This is a genomic window from Paenibacillus allorhizoplanae (assembly GCF_927798215.1).
In the GTDB taxonomy this organism is placed as follows: Bacteria; Bacillota; Bacilli; order Paenibacillales; family NBRC-103111; genus Paenibacillus_E; species Paenibacillus_E allorhizoplanae.
Genome location: NZ_CAKMMW010000004.1, coordinates 199587 through 215133, shown reverse-complemented (window position 1 = coordinate 215133; position 15547 = coordinate 199587). Strand labels below are relative to the sequence as shown.

At 48.8% G+C, this 15547-nt stretch carries 15 protein-coding genes; 14 read left to right on the top strand and 1 reads right to left on the bottom strand.

Translation table 11 applies throughout. From position 1 onward, the window contains the following. The first annotated feature begins 28 nt into the window (after window positions 1-28). The 4 genes from L6I86_RS09710 to L6I86_RS09695 are packed head-to-tail and all read left to right on the top strand — an operon-like array spanning window position 29 to window position 1773. A complete protein-coding gene (locus L6I86_RS09710; protein WP_236286648.1) occupies window positions 29-796 on the top strand; it encodes an MgtC/SapB family protein in 768 nt (255 codons plus the stop codon). A gap of 28 nt (window positions 797-824) precedes the next feature. Continuing rightward, window positions 825-1361 (top strand): extracellular solute-binding protein, encoded by a 537-nt coding sequence (locus L6I86_RS09705; protein ID WP_236286647.1) that lies wholly within the window; start codon window positions 825-827, stop codon window positions 1359-1361. 5 nt (window positions 1362-1366) lie between these two features. Next, window positions 1367-1525, top strand: coding sequence for a hypothetical protein (locus L6I86_RS09700; RefSeq protein ID WP_236286646.1), 159 nt, complete (start codon window positions 1367-1369; stop codon window positions 1523-1525). A gap of 23 nt (window positions 1526-1548) precedes the next feature. After that, the gene (locus L6I86_RS09695) at window positions 1549-1773 is read left to right on the top strand and encodes a hypothetical protein (protein WP_236286645.1); all 225 of its coding nucleotides are present in this window, start codon (window positions 1549-1551) and stop codon (window positions 1771-1773) included. Window positions 1774-1853: 80 nt separating this feature from the next. Here L6I86_RS09695 and L6I86_RS09690 read toward each other — a convergent pair whose 3' ends face one another. Further along, the gene (locus tag L6I86_RS09690) at window positions 1854-2420 is read right to left on the bottom strand and encodes a helix-turn-helix domain-containing protein (protein ID WP_236286644.1); all 567 of its coding nucleotides are present in this window, start codon (window positions 2418-2420) and stop codon (window positions 1854-1856) included. A 218-nt stretch (window positions 2421-2638) separates the two neighbouring features. Here L6I86_RS09690 and tdh point away from each other — a divergent pair, with 218 nt between their 5' ends. The 10 genes from tdh to L6I86_RS09640 all read left to right on the top strand — a co-directional run bounded on the left by tdh (window position 2639) and on the right by L6I86_RS09640 (window position 15512). Further along, window positions 2639-3733 (top strand): L-threonine 3-dehydrogenase, encoded by a 1095-nt coding sequence (gene tdh / locus L6I86_RS09685; protein ID WP_236286643.1) that lies wholly within the window; start codon window positions 2639-2641, stop codon window positions 3731-3733. Further along, window positions 3711-4886 (top strand): glycine C-acetyltransferase, encoded by a 1176-nt coding sequence (locus L6I86_RS09680; protein WP_236286936.1) that lies wholly within the window; start codon window positions 3711-3713, stop codon window positions 4884-4886. The genes tdh and L6I86_RS09680 overlap by 23 nt, the downstream gene beginning before the upstream one ends. A gap of 154 nt (window positions 4887-5040) precedes the next feature. Then, window positions 5041-5901, top strand: a complete 861-nt coding sequence (locus L6I86_RS09675) for a DUF421 domain-containing protein (protein WP_236286642.1) — start codon at window positions 5041-5043, stop codon at window positions 5899-5901. A 264-nt stretch (window positions 5902-6165) separates the two neighbouring features. Then, window positions 6166-7728 carry a histidine ammonia-lyase gene (gene hutH, locus L6I86_RS09670; RefSeq protein ID WP_236286934.1) on the top strand — a complete coding sequence of 521 codons (1563 nt, stop codon included), beginning with the start codon at window positions 6166-6168 and terminating at the stop codon, window positions 7726-7728. Window positions 7729-7748: 20 nt separating this feature from the next. Further along, window positions 7749-9422, top strand: coding sequence for a urocanate hydratase (gene hutU, locus L6I86_RS09665; protein ID WP_236286641.1), 1674 nt, complete (start codon window positions 7749-7751; stop codon window positions 9420-9422). Between the two features lie 13 nt (window positions 9423-9435). Next, entirely contained in the window at window positions 9436-10743 is a 1308-nt protein-coding gene (hutI, locus tag L6I86_RS09660) for an imidazolonepropionase (RefSeq protein WP_236286640.1), read from the top strand. Beyond that, a complete protein-coding gene (gene hutG, locus L6I86_RS09655) occupies window positions 10740-11708 on the top strand; it encodes a formimidoylglutamase (RefSeq protein ID WP_236286639.1) in 969 nt (322 codons plus the stop codon). Before hutI ends, hutG begins: the two co-directional genes overlap by 4 nt. Before the next feature lie 313 nt (window positions 11709-12021). Next, on the top strand, window positions 12022-12996 hold the full coding sequence (locus tag L6I86_RS09650) for an ABC transporter permease (protein WP_420851863.1): 975 nt from the start codon (window positions 12022-12024) through the stop codon (window positions 12994-12996). Beyond that, complete coding sequence (locus L6I86_RS09645; protein WP_236286638.1) at window positions 12990-13853, top strand: carbohydrate ABC transporter permease; 864 nt, start codon at window positions 12990-12992, stop codon at window positions 13851-13853. Before L6I86_RS09650 ends, L6I86_RS09645 begins: the two co-directional genes overlap by 7 nt. A 105-nt stretch (window positions 13854-13958) precedes the next feature. Continuing rightward, a complete protein-coding gene (locus L6I86_RS09640; RefSeq protein WP_236286636.1) occupies window positions 13959-15512 on the top strand; it encodes an extracellular solute-binding protein in 1554 nt (517 codons plus the stop codon). The last annotated feature ends 35 nt before the right edge of the window (window positions 15513-15547 follow it).

The window sequence follows — 15547 nt, the reverse complement described above, 5'->3', positions numbered from 1 at the left end:
ATTGGCTTAAGGGAGGACTGCGAAGGTTATGACGGTAATCTCCAGTGTTTGGCATATTTCTCACCTAGATCTATTAATTCGGATGTTGATCGCTACACTGCTGGGTGGATTAATTGGATTAGAACGGGAATGGAGTAACCATGCTGCCGGATTTCGAACGCATATTTTAGTTTGTTTGGGTTCTACTACGATCATGCTTCTATCCATTTATGGGTTCTCGGAATTCGTCAATGAATCGAATGTGCGTGCAGATCCAGCAAGACTAGCAGCACAGGTCATCAGTGGTATTGGTTTTCTTGGAGCAGGAGCCATTCTAAGGAATGGCTCCGTCGTCAGTGGGCTCACGACAGCTGCCTCCGTATGGGTTGTGGCTGCAGTTGGACTATGTGTCGGAGCCGGGTTTTTCTTCGTGGCTGTGTTGTGCACCTTCTTGGCATTAGTTAGTTTGATATTATTGAACAAATGGGAGAAATACCTGCTAAGAAATCGACGTGTTCATGAGATTACCGTTAAGGTGTTGGATCATCCAGGTGTGCTCGGCAAGATCGCATCCGCGTTAGGGGATCAAGGCATTCAAATCATGAAGATGAAAATGATCCCTGATATTGAAATAACCGGAAATAGCCTCGAGAAGCCTACCATGCAGCTATGTTTCACGATGAAGGCACCGGAGAAAGGAAAGCTCCTTGCCGCACTTGATGAAATTCATCGATCCGAATATGTATTGTCAGCCGATTCTCCTTGGTTGGAAGGACTTCCAATCAAGCGAGCGATAAAACCGGTGAGTATGCCGTAACACGTGTGATTCTATTAGGAAATAACAAATGTATCACGTGCTCAACGACGGGATGGGGGCAGGGAATCAGCTCGTGTATTTTTATCGCGACGATATTTTTAAGAAAAAAAACCTGCAAGAGCCTAAGACCTGGGATGAACTTTACGAGACGGCTAAAAAGCTGAAAGCACAGTATCCTGATAGCTACCCATTCGTCTTCCGGCATGGCATTAATACGTTAAAATATTTCGGACCTTCGTTTGGCGTTTATCCGGGATTCTTTGAAGATAAAGCAACTGGGAAAATCAAGTACGGGGCGACCGATCCTGGATTCAAAAAAATGGTGGAATACTTAAATAAATTTTATAAGGAAGGATTGACGCCTCCGGATTGGCTCTCGATGGACTATAAAGCGTGGACCCAATTCATTGCTACCAATAAATCGTTTATGACGCTTCAGTTTATTGGTCAAATCGAGATTATGAACAATCAGCTTCGCTCTGTGGGTGGCCGGACTTCAAGGCTGTGCATCCGATTAAAGAGGCATCGGATTTTCTCGGTTCTTATTTTAACGATGATGGTGTGAATCTGATGCATGATAATTTCTTTCTCCCAATGGCGCAGGAAACCCGTACGCTGCTAGAACTCGCGGATGTGGAAGTGCCGGATCTGACCGTGCAGCTGCATGGGGGCGCGAATAACGCCAATCACTTTGTGGAGATTCACTATTTGCCCTATGTGGGCAGCTAGGTGTTGCTTTTGCCAAACAAGGCTTGCCTTTTGTAGAACGAAATCAATTAGTGGTCGGCGAGGCGGCTGTCGCTCATCCTTCGTTCAATCTGACCTCTGCCATCCATCATGTCTGCGGAGGCATGAGTATGACCTTTGAATCAAACATGGGGCTTGCGGCTCCAGGCGTGAAACTAACACCAGATGAGATTCTAGACAGTCACTTCGTCTTGTTTGAGGAAATGCTTCGGTTTCAACAATTCGTCTAGATGTCGAAAACCCACCGTTTTTCTATTGCGGTGGGTTTTCGACATCTAGCAATGAAGAATTAACGCTCAAAAACAGTAATTCACGAAGGATACACAATGATCGTATGGTACATGGTTTTGATATCTGCGGTATTCCGGTATGTATGCGGTTGATCGGCAGAGAAATGAATAGCATCTCCCACCGTCATCTGAAAAGTTTCTTGATGAAACGTCACTTCGAGACTGCCCTGCATCATAAGGATGTATTCCTCAACGCCTTCATTATGAGACTCCGACGCGTGGCTGCAGCCGGGATCCATCTCGACCGTATAAATTTCGAATTGCTTCTTCTGGTCAAAAGGAATGAGCGGGAACGCTCGATAGTGGCCGTCTTCTTCCATCAAGGGTTCTGTGTCGGAGAAGCGAAAATGCGTTACCTTCGGCTCCTCATCTTCAATCAACGATGTAAAAGAAATATGAAGGCCATTCACGATCTTCCAAAGGATCGAGATGGTCGGATTCGAATCTCCACGTTCGATTTGTCCCAACATTGCTTTGCTCACGCCGGTTAGCTCTGCGACCTGATCTAAGCTCAACGACCTCGCTTTACGAATCGCTTGCAGGCTTTTGCCGATTTTTTTATGAATCTGTTCGTGTTCTTGTTCCACTTATGGTTCCTCCTGCCTACCTAACGAAAACGGTCGATTTGCTATTCCTCATTATAAACCAACCCTACCAATTGGCAAACGACTCCTAGAAAATTATTAATTCATAGGCGGATACCCTATATACAATATAACGCACATGTGTATAATATGATGTATAAGAGTTATATAACGCACAAAAATATACTATAACGCATTTTTGTAAAAAGGGGGAATATACTATGGGAACGATGATGGGGTTGGTCAAAACGCATCGAGCACCGGGAGCCGTTTTGAAGGAGTTACCGATTCCGCGCTATGGGCCAGATGAAGTGTTGGTTCGGGTAAAAGCGACTTCAATCTGCGGTACGGATGTGCACATTTATAAATGGGACTCTTGGGCCGAAAGCGCAGTCGTTACGCCGAATGTATTTGGTCATGAATTTGCTGGTATCGTCGTGAAAGTGGGCAACGATGTGAAGCACGTGAAGCCCGGGGATCATATCTCGGCTGAAGGGCACATGGTTTGCGGTGTATGCAAAACTTGCCGTACGGGCAACGCACATGTCTGTCCGCACACGCGCAGTTTCGGTATTACAACGCCTGGTTGCTTTGCTGAGTATGCGGTCGTGAAGGCGTCTAACGTGATCCATAACCGCGCGGACATGCCTTATGAGATCGGCTGCTTGCAAGATCCGTTAGGCAATGCGGTGCAAACGGTGCTTTCCGGGGATATCGTTGGCAAGTCGGTTGCCATCATCGGCGTTGGGCCGATCGGTCTGATGGCTGTCGCCGTTGCGAAGGCTAGCGGGGCAGGTTTGGTCATCGCAGCCGACGTGAATCCATACCGATTGGAGTTGGCTAGGCAGATGGGAGCCGACATCATGATTAACAGCACCCAAACTCCACTTGCAGACGCGATTATGGCTGCTACTGCAGGAGAAGGCGCTGAGGTAGTGCTGGAAATGTCTGGCCATGCGGATGCCATTCGCGCCGGCTTCGAAGCTGCGGCGCCAGCTGCTCGATTATCCTTACTAGGCATTCCGACCAAAGAGGTTTCACTGGACTTATCCAAGCATATTATCTTCAAAGGGCTACGGATAGAAGGGATAACTGGCCGACGTATGTACCAAACCTGGTATCAGCTGAAGGGGCTAATTGAGCAGAAACGCATTAACTTGCGCCCCCTTATTACACATACATTTACACTGGACCGATTTGAAGAGGCGTTTGAGCTGATGGCTTCCGGGCTATGTGGCAAAGTGATATTTACACATGACAGTATGCCGCTGCGGCAGAAGGAGGAAATCGAATATGGCCAATTGGAGCTCACTTGAGCATGAACTGGAACAATTGAAGAAGGAGGGACGTTATCGTCCAATTTCTGTGTGGGAGTCCGGCTCTGACACCTGGATGAACATCGGTGGTCGTCGTGTACTGCAGATGTCTTCAAATAATTACTTGGGGCTGACGAATCATCCGGATTTGAAAAAGGCAGCCATCCAAGCAATTGAACAATATGGTGTTGGCAGCGGCTCCGTACGAACGATAACCGGCACGCTGGACATTCATGACCAGTTGGAGCAAGAGCTGGCGGCATTCAAAGGAACGGAAGCCGCTTTGGTGTTCCAATCCGGCTTCACAACGAACCAAGGTGTGATGACGATTTTGGGGACTGATGATGTCGTCATCAGCGATGAGTTGAACCATGCCAGCATTATCGATGGCATCCGGCTGACCAAAGCGCAGCGCCGCATCTATGCGCATAAGGATATGGACCAGCTCGAGGCGGTGCTTCGCGAGTGCGGGTCGTTTGCGAAACGCGTCGTGGTAACCGACGGCGTGTTCAGTATGGACGGTGATATCGCACCGCTCCCCGCCATTGTTGAGTTGGCGGAGAAATACGACGCCATCGTGTTTGTTGACGACGCACATGCGAGCGGTGTGTTGGGACGCAACGGCAAAGGGTCCACGGACCACTTTGGGTTGAACGGACGCGTACACATTCAAGTAGGCACGTTGTCTAAAGCGGTTGGAGCGGTTGGTGGTTATGTGGCTGGCGATCAGGTGCTGAAGAATTTCCTGGTCCAGAAGGCACGACCATTTCTGTTCAGCACCTCTGCGCCGCCTTCGGTGGCCGCAACCTGCTTGGCTGCAATTCGCGTGCTAAAGCAAAGCGAATCGTTGATTGGCAGGTTATGGTCGAATGCGACCTACTTCCGCACGAAGGTGCAGGCACTTGGTTTCGACACGGGCGCTAGCGAAACGCCAATCGTACCCGTCATCGTCGGCGAACCGGCCAAGGCGATGTTGTTTTCAGATTTGCTGCTGCAGCAAGGGGTGTTCGCGCAAGGCATTGTCTTCCCGACGGTCGCGATGGATAAAGGCCGCGTGCGGTTCATTGTCACGGCAAATCATACGTTAGAAGATCTTGATTTTGCTATTGATGCGTTAGTTATAGCTGGAAAGAAGCTTGGGCTTTTGACGTAGCTGATCGTGCATGATAACCTCCTTATCGCTTTATGCGATGATCGAACGGGCAGGATAGTAACTGGAACATTTTCCTTTTATTTGCATAAATTTCGTGCATTCAACAAACAATTGAATACAATTGGAATTTTACAGCAACAAGAGGAGGATTATCGTGTTAGATTGGGTTGAAATTGTTTTACGCACATTTTTATCAATTGTGGTGCTTTTCCTGATGACTAAGCTGTTGGGTAAGAGGCAAGTGACCCAGCTCTCCTTCTTCGAATACATAACCGGGATTTCCATTGGTAATCTCGCGGCGTATATCTCGTTGGACACGGATACGACATGGTATCTAGGGTTGGTCGCTATAGGGGTATGGGTAACATGTACGTTAGGTATTGAATTTCTGCAGATGAAAAGTAAAAAAGCGCGGGATTTCATTGATAGCAAGGGGACAATTCTCATTAGAGACGGCAAGGTCATGGAAGATAATTTAAAGAAAGAACGTCTAACAACGGATGAACTCATGGAGCAACTGCGCAAAAGGTCGGTATTTAAAGTGGCCGATGTGGAATTTGCCATTATGGAACCAAGTGGAGAAATTAATGTCCTCTTGACGCGCGAGAATCAACCATTGACGCCCAAACATTTAGGTATCCAGGTTGCGCCAGAAAAGGAGCCACAGGCTGTGATCATGGATGGTGTAATCATGGACGAACCTTTGGCTACCCTAGGTTTTAGCCGGGCATGGTTGGATACGGAGTTAGTTAAAATAGGTGTCACGGTCGAAAATGTATTTATTGGTCAAGTGGATTCTTACGGCCAATTGTTTGTGGACTTGTATGATGACAAGATCACGGTACCTGTGCCACAGGAAAAAGCGGCGCTATTTGCAACGTTAAAAAAGTGCGAAGGCGATTTAATGTTGTATGGATTGTCCACCAATAATAAAAAGGCCAAAGAAATGTACGAGCAATGCTCGAAGCAAATGGAGGACATCCTTGCACAATTGAAGCCGATACTTAAGCATTGATGCGTAATTCGACAAGACAGGCGGCAACAACTAGGCTTTCAGCCATCTTGACAGTTCGCGAACCAGCGTGTGAAAATTAGATTAAGGCAAAAATAAAATAATGATAAAGTGGTGATCGCGATGAAGGATCGGCTGGAGCTTGATACCGGACAATCGCATACAACCCTCTTTTTTAAAAAGGGACCGTATGGAAGCTAACAACTTCCGTACGGTCCCTTTCTTTTGGTAAAGCGAGAAAGGAAAGGAGTCTATGTTGACATGGCGATGGTATACAAACAGCAGGAAAGCAGCCTAGAAGCGACCCCAGTGTTATTAAACGGGGAGCAATTGATACCTGAGTTAGTCGCGGCGGTTGTTTATGATCATGTGCCGGTCGGACTGGATGAACAGGCGCTCCAGCGTGTGATTGCGTGCCGCAACATGGTGGAGGAACTGGTCGCAGCGGGCCAGGTGGTCTACGGGGTCACGACGGGGTTCGGCAAATTCAGCGACGTGACGATTTCACCGCAAGACGCAGTCCAGCTGCAGGTTAATCTGATCCGCAGCCATGCCTGCGCCGTCGGCAGACCGCTGCCGGAACCGACGGTTCGTGCATTGATGCTGCTTCGCGCAAACGCGCTGGCCAAAGGACATTCCGGTATTCGACCGGAAACGCTGAAGCTGTTGATCGACTGCATCAACGGTGGCGTACACCCCGTCGTACCCGAACAGGGCTCACTTGGTGCTAGCGGGGATTTGGCTCCGCTGTCACATTTGGCACTGGTTCTGATGGGCGAGGGGGAAGCATATTACCAAGGTGAACGCCTATCGGGTGAGAAGGCACTCGCAAATGCAGGGCTTAAACCGATTAGCTTGCAGGCGAAAGAGGGGCTTGCACTTATTAATGGCACTCAGATTATGACATCCATCGGTACCCTGGCACTTATCAAATCACAACGACTTGCGAAAATCGCTGATGTGATCGCATCACTGACGGTTGAATGCTTGCGCGGTATTCCGGATGCTTTTGCGGAAGAGGTGCATCAGGTACGCCCTTATCCAGAACAGATCGGCGTAGCGAAGAATTTGTGCAAACTGCTGAAGGGCAGCAAGTTGACCACACGCCAAGGAGAGCTTCGCGTACAGGACGCTTACTCACTGCGCTGTCTGCCCCAAGTGCATGGCGCGACACGCCAAGTTCTTGCCTATGTGCAGGATAAAATTGCGATAGAAATGAACGCAGCGACCGACAATCCGTTGTTATTCGTGGAAAAAGGTCTTGTCATTTCCGGTGGTAATTTCCATGGGCAACCGATCGCATTTGCGATGGATTTTCTGAAAATCGGCATGAGCGAGCTCGCTAACATTTCGGAACGCCGCACCGAGCGGCTGGTTAATCCAGCGCTATCCGGGGGACTGCCTGCTTTTTTAAGCCATAGCCCAGGGGTGTGTTCCGGCATGATGATCACGCAATATGTTAGTGCATCTATTGTTTCGGAAAACAAAGTGCTGGCGCACCCATCAAGCGTAGACTCGATACCTTCTTCAGCGAATCAAGAGGACCATGTGTCTATGGGAACAACGGCCGCGCGCCATGCCGCACAGGTCATCGACAACGTGTCCAAGGTGTTGGCTATCGAGTTGATTTGTGCAGCCGAAGCTGCCGAATTTGTAGGGGCCGAGGGACTTGCTCCGGCGACTAGGGTTCTCTACGACAAGCTGCGGGCGCTCGTTCCCCCCGTTGTGGAGGACCGTTCTACTTCCCGTGATATCGAAAACGTGGCGACGGCTTTGCTGGAAGGCGAGTGGCTGCAAGCGGTTGAGGCTGTGACTGGCAAGTTATTTTGATATGAGAGGAGATCACTATGATGAATTCTTATCCTCCAAAACGAGTAATTCGCGCCCCTCGCGGTACTGATCTATCTTGTAAAGGCTGGGTTCAGGAAGCTGCCATGCGTATGTTGATGAATAATCTTGACCCGGAAGTCGCAGAACGGCCGGAAGATCTCGTCGTCTACGGCGGTATCGGCAAGGCGGCTCGTAACTGGCCTTCCTTCGATGCCATCGTCCGCGAATTGCAGCGTCTGGAAAGCAATGAAACGCTGCTCATACAATCCGGTAAGCCGGTCGGCGTGTTCAAAACCCATGAACGTGCACCGCGTGTGCTGCTCTCTAACTCTGTACTTGTGCCCAAATGGGCCAATTGGGAGCATTTTCGTGAGCTAGAGCAAAAGGGGCTGATGATGTACGGGCAAATGACCGCGGGCAGCTGGATTTACATCGGGACGCAGGGGATTTTGCAAGGTACGTATGAAACCTTTGCTGAAGCAGCCCGCCAGCATACAGGAGGTTCGCTCAAAGGTACGTTGACGTTAACCGCAGGCCTTGGCGGCATGGGCGGTGCTCAACCGTTAGCCGTCACCATGAATGAGGGCGTCGTCATTGCAGTCGAAGTTGACCGAACGCGCATTGAGCGCCGAATTCAAACTCGTTACTGTGATGTGCTGGCTGAAACACTAGATGAAGCGCTGCTGCTAGCAAGTAAAGCGATGGAAGAGAATAAGTCGCTGTCCATCGGTCTGCTGGGGAACGCTGCGGACATCTACCCCGAATTCGTGCGTCGCGGCATTAAGCCACATTTCGTGACAGATCAAACGTCGGCTCATGACCCGCTAATTGGCTATATTCCGATTGGGTTTTCGTTGGAGGAAGCAGCGCTACTTCGTGAGAAGGATCCTGTGCAATACGTGAAGCTTTCGAAGAACAGTATGGCGACCCATGTGCAAGCAATGCTTGACCTTCAGCAAATGGGTTCCGTCGTGTTCGATTATGGCAACAATATTCGTCAAGTCGCCTTCGACCAAGGGATTGCCAATGCTTTCGATTTTCCCGGCTTCGTTCCAGCTTATATCCGGCCGCTTTTTTGCGAAGGTAAAGGACCTTTCCGCTGGGTAGCGCTCTCAGGCGATCCGGAAGACATTCGTAAAACAGATGAACTTGTGATGAAGTTGTTCCCAGACAATGATCGCCTGCGCCGTTGGATTACGATGGCAAGTGAGCGTGTCGCGTTCCAAGGTCTCCCGGCACGTATTTGCTGGCTCGGCTATGGGGAGCGTGAGAAATTCGGTCTGGCATTGAACGACATGGTGAGAAATGGCGAGTTGAAAGCACCGATTGTGATCGGTCGCGATCATTTAGATTGTGGCTCTGTAGCTTCGCCAAATCGTGAAACGGAAGCGATGAAAGACGGTTCCGATGCGGTTGGCGACTGGGCGATCCTGAATGCGTTGATCAACACATCAGCAGGCGCATCTTGGGTTTCAATCCATCATGGCGGTGGCGTCGGGATGGGCTACTCGCTGCACGCAGGGATGGTGATCGTAGCGGACGGGACGGATGCTGCAGATGAGCGTCTCCGAAGTGTGCTGACTTCTGACCCCGGTATGGGGGTTATCCGTCATGTGGATGCGGGCTACGATGAAGCGATTGAAACGGCGGAAAAGCACGGCATTCGCATCCCGATGCGTGAGCAGGGTCAGTGAAGGAGGGGAGCAGATGGAACGGATTGATTTGCTTATTACGGGGATTGGCCGTTTGGTTACCCCACCGGGGAATGCACCGCGCTGCGGGCAGCAAATGAAGCAACTCGATATAATCATAGACGCAGCGTTAGCTATACGTGAGGGGATCATCGTCGCGTTTGGCACATCACAAGATGTTCTGGAACTTATGAGGGATCTTGAAGTCGTAGAAACCATTGATGTTGGTGGTCGTATGGTTACACCTGGGCTGGTCGATCCGCACACCCATCTCGTTCATGGCGGTTCCCGTGAGCATGAGCTGGCGCTGAAGCGGTCCGGTGTCTCCTATCTGGACATTTTGGCGCAGGGTGGAGGCATACTTAATACGGTGCAAAGTACACGCGAAGCCAACGAGCAGGAACTCTATGATAAGGCGTGTCGAAGTTTGAACGAGATGCTGTTGAATGGTGTCACGACGGTTGAGGCGAAAAGCGGCTACGGTCTCACCTTGGAAGATGAATTGAAGCAACTGCGTGTGGCAAAACGTTTGAACGATACTCACCCTGTCGAAATTGTTTCGACATTTATGGGGGCACATGCGGTCCCGCTGGCGTATAAAGGTCGTCCCGAGGAATATATAGACCTCATCGTCAATGAAATGGTTCCCAAGGTGGCTGAAGAGGAGCTTGCGGAGTTTTGCGATGTATTTTGTGAAAAAGGTGTTTTTTCCATTGAGCAGTCGCGCCGAATTCTGCTGAAAGGAAAGGAGTGCGGTTTGCTTCCGAAAATACACGCAGATGAAATAGAACCGCTTGGCGGGGCGGAACTTGCGAGCGAAATCGGTGCGATATCCGCTGAACATTTGCTGTCTGCGACCGATAAAGGCTTCGCTGCAATGGCGGAACATGGCGTGATTCCAGTGCTCTTACCGGGCACTTCGTTCAACCTAGGCCTGGCCAAACATGCGCGTGCACGAGACATGATCGACACCTATGAACTGCCGGTGGCACTTGCTACGGACTATAATCCAGGGTCCTGTCCGACCGAGTCGATCCAGCTCATTATGATGCTGGCATCGCTGAACCTGAAGATGACGCCGGAGGAGATATTAACAGCATGCACCATCAACGCAGCGAATGCGCTGGGACGTGGGGAAAGTATCGGTTCGATCGCAGTGGGAAAGCGTGCGGATTTAACCATTTTTGATGCGCCGAATCTGGCTTATTTGCCGTATCATTTCGGAATTAACCATACGTTTGGGGTTATCAAAAACGGAAACGTGATCGTATGGGACCGTACTATTGTGGCAAAAGAATCAGGTAAGGAGGAGGGGGCACGATGAGCCACGAAATCCCTTTTCTCAAACCGCCTGATCAAGCTGTGTTCAGAGATCACATGGAAACCAAGGTTGCCCATTGGATTCGCCAGTGGGACGGTCAAGAGCCATTGCTTGCAGGGATCATAGGTATTCCGCTGTCTAAGTCGTCGATCTCGCATTCAGGTGCTTCAACGACGCCGACCGCGGTTCGTACAGCATTCAAGTCTTTTACTACATACTCGATGGAGTATGGTGTTGATCTGCAAGACTTAGCCGTTCGCGACCTCGGCGATATCCAAATGCATGTGACGGATATCGCGGAATGTCACCGCCGCATTGAGGAAAGCTTGCGCGCGCTATATAGAGTACAGCCGGGGGTGATCCCGATCATCTTTGGCGGCGATCATTCGACGAGCTGCCCGTCGATCAAAGCTTTCGTAGGCCGTCATCCTGGGAAAAAAGTGGGTATCCTTCATTTTGATGCCCATCATGATGTCCGTAATTTTGAGGACGGTGGCGTCACCAACGGTACGCCGTTCCGAGGCATCCTCGAATCGGGTGTGGTAGAGGGACAACACATCGTACAAATCGGCATTCGAGGTTTCATGAATTCGAAGCCTTATCATGACTACGTGAAGAGTAAAGGCGTACATGTATTTTCGTCACGTGATATACGTCGGATGGGCATGGATGCGGTGCTCGACCAGGCGCTTCAACTTGCGGGTAATGGCACGGATGTGCTGTATGTGAGTTTCGACGTGGACGTGGTCGATCAGGCATATGCACCGGGCTGCCCAGCGATCGGCACTGGCGGGATGAATCCATGGGATGCGCTGGATGCCCTCCATCGGCTCGGATCGCTGCCGCAGGTGCAAGGTTTGGATTTCGTTTGCATCGATCCGACCGTCGATGTACGAAATGTGACCTCGCGTCTAGCGGTACAGTTCATGCTCAGCTTCTTGGCAGGGGTCGCTACGCGTCCAAAGTAAAATAAAACGCCGCTAGTTCCGTATTATTGGAGCTGGCGGCGTTTGTTTGTGTAGGAGAAGTGCAGAGGTTGGCGATGATTGAAATGCTGGAGATGCTGAGTGTGATTAAAGTCGCTCTAAGCTGCTTTAGTTCGATATTTCCGAATTACAATGAGGATTACTCGGCAATTTCGGACTATCAGATCTCTGCAGAGTCATTTGCAAGAATTCGAACATTTTCGCAGGATTACTGTATATTTTCTGAAGAAAGCGCTTGCTATACTGAGATCACCCCGTTACGAAGCGATGGATTAAATGAAAAAGAGGTGGTCTCATGGATAAGCAGATAACGGTTCAGCAGCGGGTGCCTGAGGTCGGGAGCAGGGCAAGGGAATCGAAGCTAAGGCAAAAAATCATACAGGTTTGGGGTTTTCGCGCATTTTACCTGATGCTCTTGCCAGGTGTGATCTTTTACATTGTGTTCAAATATATTCCCATGTACGGAATCATCATCGCATTCAAGGATTTCCAAATGCTGGATGGTATCGTCGGAAGCCACTGGGCGGACCCTTGGTATAAGCATTTTCAACAATTTTTTCACTCTCCTTATTTCGGACAGCTGATGGTAAATACCATATTGATCAGCGTATATAAGCTGGTTTTCGGGATTGCTCCACCCATTATCATGGCCTTGCTGCTCAATGAATGCAGGCTGCGTTGGTTCAAAACGATTGTACAAACGATGACCTATATGCCGCATTTCTTATCGTGGGTTATTATCTACGGCATCCTCAACACCCTCTTGTCTCAGAGCTCCGGTATCGTCAACCGGTGGCTTGTCGAAGGTGGCGGCCAATCGATCGGATTCATGACTTCGATCGATCATTTCAGAACGATTCTGGTCGCTTCGGAAGTGTGGAAGGATCTGGGCTGGGGGGCTATCATTTACCTAGCTGCGATGGCTTCGATTGACCCAACCTTGTATGAGGCAGTCCGCGTGGATGGGGGCAGTCGACTTCGCATGATGTGGCACATTACACTGCCTGGCATTCGGAATGTTATCGTGCTTTTGCTGATACTGAAACTAGGGCATATCATGGATGCTGGTTTCGATCAAATTTATATCTTGTATAACATTCAAGTCTACCAAGTAGCCGATATTTTGGATACATGGGTATTCCGAACAGGACTTCAACAGCTTAACTTCAGTTTGGCTGCGGCCGTCGGCTTGTTTAAATCAATCATAGGCTTAGTGCTTGTGCTCGGATCCAATCAATTATCGAAGAAGTGGGGGGAGAGCGCATGGTAAGAACTTGGGAAGATCGAATCGTCAATACAATTGTGATTTTCATTCTCGGCCTTACATCTTTAGCAGCGATCCTTCCACTGATGTATGTGCTATCCGTTTCCATTACGCCCTTCTCCGAAGTGCTGAAGCATGGAGGGTTTATCTTACTCCCGAAATCGATCACATTCCATGCTTATCATGAGCTATTTACCACAACGAACATTCCAAGGGCTTTCTGGATTACGATTTTCATTACCGTCGTCGGAACCATAGTGAATCTAGTTTTGACGTCGCTGATGGCTTATCCGCTTAGCCGTCGCAATCTCCCGGGAAGAGGATTTTTCCTTCTTATGATTGTGTTTACGATGCTATTCAGCGGAGGCTTAATTCCAACTTATTTAATTGTGAAAAATATGGGATTGCTGAATTCCGTCTGGTCGATGATTTTGCCGAATGCTGTATGGAGCTTTAATGTGCTTATTATGAAAAGTTTTTTCGAGAACATTCCTGAAGAGTTGTTTGAATCCGCTCGTATGGATGGTGCCAAGGAATTTCGAATTCTGTGGCAAATTGTATTGCCGCTAGCTGTGCCTTCCATGCTTACAGTCGGGCTGTTCTACATGGTTGGACATTGGAACGAGTTTTTCCAAGCGATTATGTACGTGACTGACCGTAACTTATATCCTCTACAAGTCGTTATTCGCGAAGTTCTCATGATGACACAGCTGCCGCTATTGGAAAATGCCGAGAATGTGCTGCCCACCGAAACAATGCAAATGGCTGCCGTCATTACCGCAAGTTTGCCGATTATTCTCGTGTACCCTTTTATTCAAAAACATTTCACAAAAGGGATGCTGCTAGGCGCTGTCAAAGGTTGATCCCGCAAGGCCGGAGGAAGAGGGACTGCAGCCTAAAGACTTTGGTCGCGGTAACAATATAGTTCAAAAAAAATGTATACTATACTAGAGGAAGAAGGGGTTTCTATGAAAAAGAACATATATGCACCGATGCTGGCAATGACGTTAACAGGAGCTATGCTGATTGCTGGTTGTGGAGGTTCACCTTCAGTTGATAAACCTACAGAGAAGGCCGCCGAGAAGCCAGCAACAAGCAGTACGCCAGCAGCCAATGCAAAGCCAGTTAAGCTGGATATCATTGAAACGGGAACCGGGCTTCCAACTCCAGATCAGGATATTATCAAGCAGGAACTGGACAAAGCGTTACATACTGAAATTAACCTAACCGTTTATGCGTCTCCCGACGATTACAAGAATCAGTTAAATGTGCGCATGGCTTCAGCGAATTTCCCTGATTTATTTGCCGTAGATCGTGTACAGTTAAAGCAATTATCGGACCAAGGCCTTCTACTTGATTTGACGCCGTATCTAGATAAACTAAAGCCAGCGAAAGACTTCATCGGTGAGGCTAGCTTTAAACAAGGGATGTTGAATGGCAAAACATTAGCCATCGCCAAAGCACCTACGGCTTCCAAAACGTCGTTCTGGATTCGGAAAGATTGGCTTGATAAACTAAATCTAAAAGTTCCAACCACGCCAGAGGAAATGCTTGAAGTTGCGAAAGCGTTTACGGAGAAAGATCCGGATGGCAATGGGAAGAAAGATACATTCGGCATCACAGGAGCGAAACTGAATGCATTCAACACGTTCTTCGGTGCTTATGGTGTGGGTCTTATGGACGGCAGTCAAGTTCCAGCCATCTATGTGAAAGATAATAAAGTGGTCAATTCTCTCTATGCGCCAGGTATGAAGGATGCGCTTGCTTCTATTAAAAATATGGTTGCTGCAGGTGTGGTTGATCCAGAACTCATGGCAACCTCGCAAACACAGGCTATGCAAAAGGCGATCAAAGGACAAGCGGGTATATTTTACACAGCTTGGTCGGACATGACAACTGCCCAGAACGTTGAACAGATGAAAGCCATCAATCCCAACGTGAACTGGGTGCAAATCGATGCCTTGCAAGGTCCAGGCGGTAAATTCACGGCATCTTGGGATATAGGCAATCCCGCAGGATTGTATGCGCTTCCGAAATCATTGGAGAAATCGCCTGATAAGCTCCAAAAGGTATTTGATTTGTTGAACTATGTCTCCTCGAAGGATGGATCGAAGCTAGTGCAATACGGTGTAAAAGGAAAACATTTTAATCTCGAAGGAGAAAAAGTGGTTCCAACGGATTTGATGGCCAAAGAAGGTGCCTATTTCTGGCTCTACCAATTTACCGGCCGTCCTGAGATGGAATATTTGTCCGTGAAATTTGCTCCACAAATTAAGTTAATTGACTTTGCCAATAAACAGCCACGCCTTCAAGCGGTGAACGGTTTTATTGATTTCCCGAGTGGCTATAACGCAGCTGATGCAAATCGGTATGTGGAAGAAGAGTTCTCCAAATTCATCTATGGGAAACGACCTCTCACTGAATATGATAGCTTCCTGAAAACATTGGAAGGTTCCATGAATTACAAAGCGTTCTTAGAGGCATCTGAGAAAAAAGTGAAAGAGCTCGGATACGTGAAGTAGGTAGAAAAAGGTTGAAAAGGGATGAAGAGGCTTCT

Bases quoted from the DNA above. Each gene is read 5' to 3' on its own strand.
- L6I86_RS09645 (WP_236286638.1), top strand. From the start codon at position 12,990: ATGGTAAGAACTTGGGAAGATCGAATCGTCAATACAATTGTGATTTTC.
- hutU (WP_236286641.1), top strand. From the start codon at position 7,749: ATGAATTCTTATCCTCCAAAACGAGTAATTCGCGCCCCTCGCGGTACT.
- L6I86_RS09650 (WP_420851863.1), top strand. From the start codon at position 12,022: ATGGATAAGCAGATAACGGTTCAGCAGCGGGTGCCTGAGGTCGGGAGC.
- hutI (WP_236286640.1), top strand. From the start codon at position 9,436: ATGGAACGGATTGATTTGCTTATTACGGGGATTGGCCGTTTGGTTACC.
- hutG (WP_236286639.1), top strand. From the start codon at position 10,740: ATGAGCCACGAAATCCCTTTTCTCAAACCGCCTGATCAAGCTGTGTTC.
- L6I86_RS09705 (WP_236286647.1), top strand. From the start codon at position 825: ATGTATCACGTGCTCAACGACGGGATGGGGGCAGGGAATCAGCTCGTG.
- L6I86_RS09680 (WP_236286936.1), top strand. From the start codon at position 3,711: ATGGCCAATTGGAGCTCACTTGAGCATGAACTGGAACAATTGAAGAAG.
- L6I86_RS09700 (WP_236286646.1), top strand. From the start codon at position 1,367: ATGCATGATAATTTCTTTCTCCCAATGGCGCAGGAAACCCGTACGCTG.
- L6I86_RS09640 (WP_236286636.1), top strand. From the start codon at position 13,959: ATGAAAAAGAACATATATGCACCGATGCTGGCAATGACGTTAACAGGA.
- L6I86_RS09710 (WP_236286648.1), top strand. From the start codon at position 29: ATGACGGTAATCTCCAGTGTTTGGCATATTTCTCACCTAGATCTATTA.
- tdh (WP_236286643.1), top strand. From the start codon at position 2,639: ATGGGAACGATGATGGGGTTGGTCAAAACGCATCGAGCACCGGGAGCC.
- hutH (WP_236286934.1), top strand. From the start codon at position 6,166: ATGGTATACAAACAGCAGGAAAGCAGCCTAGAAGCGACCCCAGTGTTA.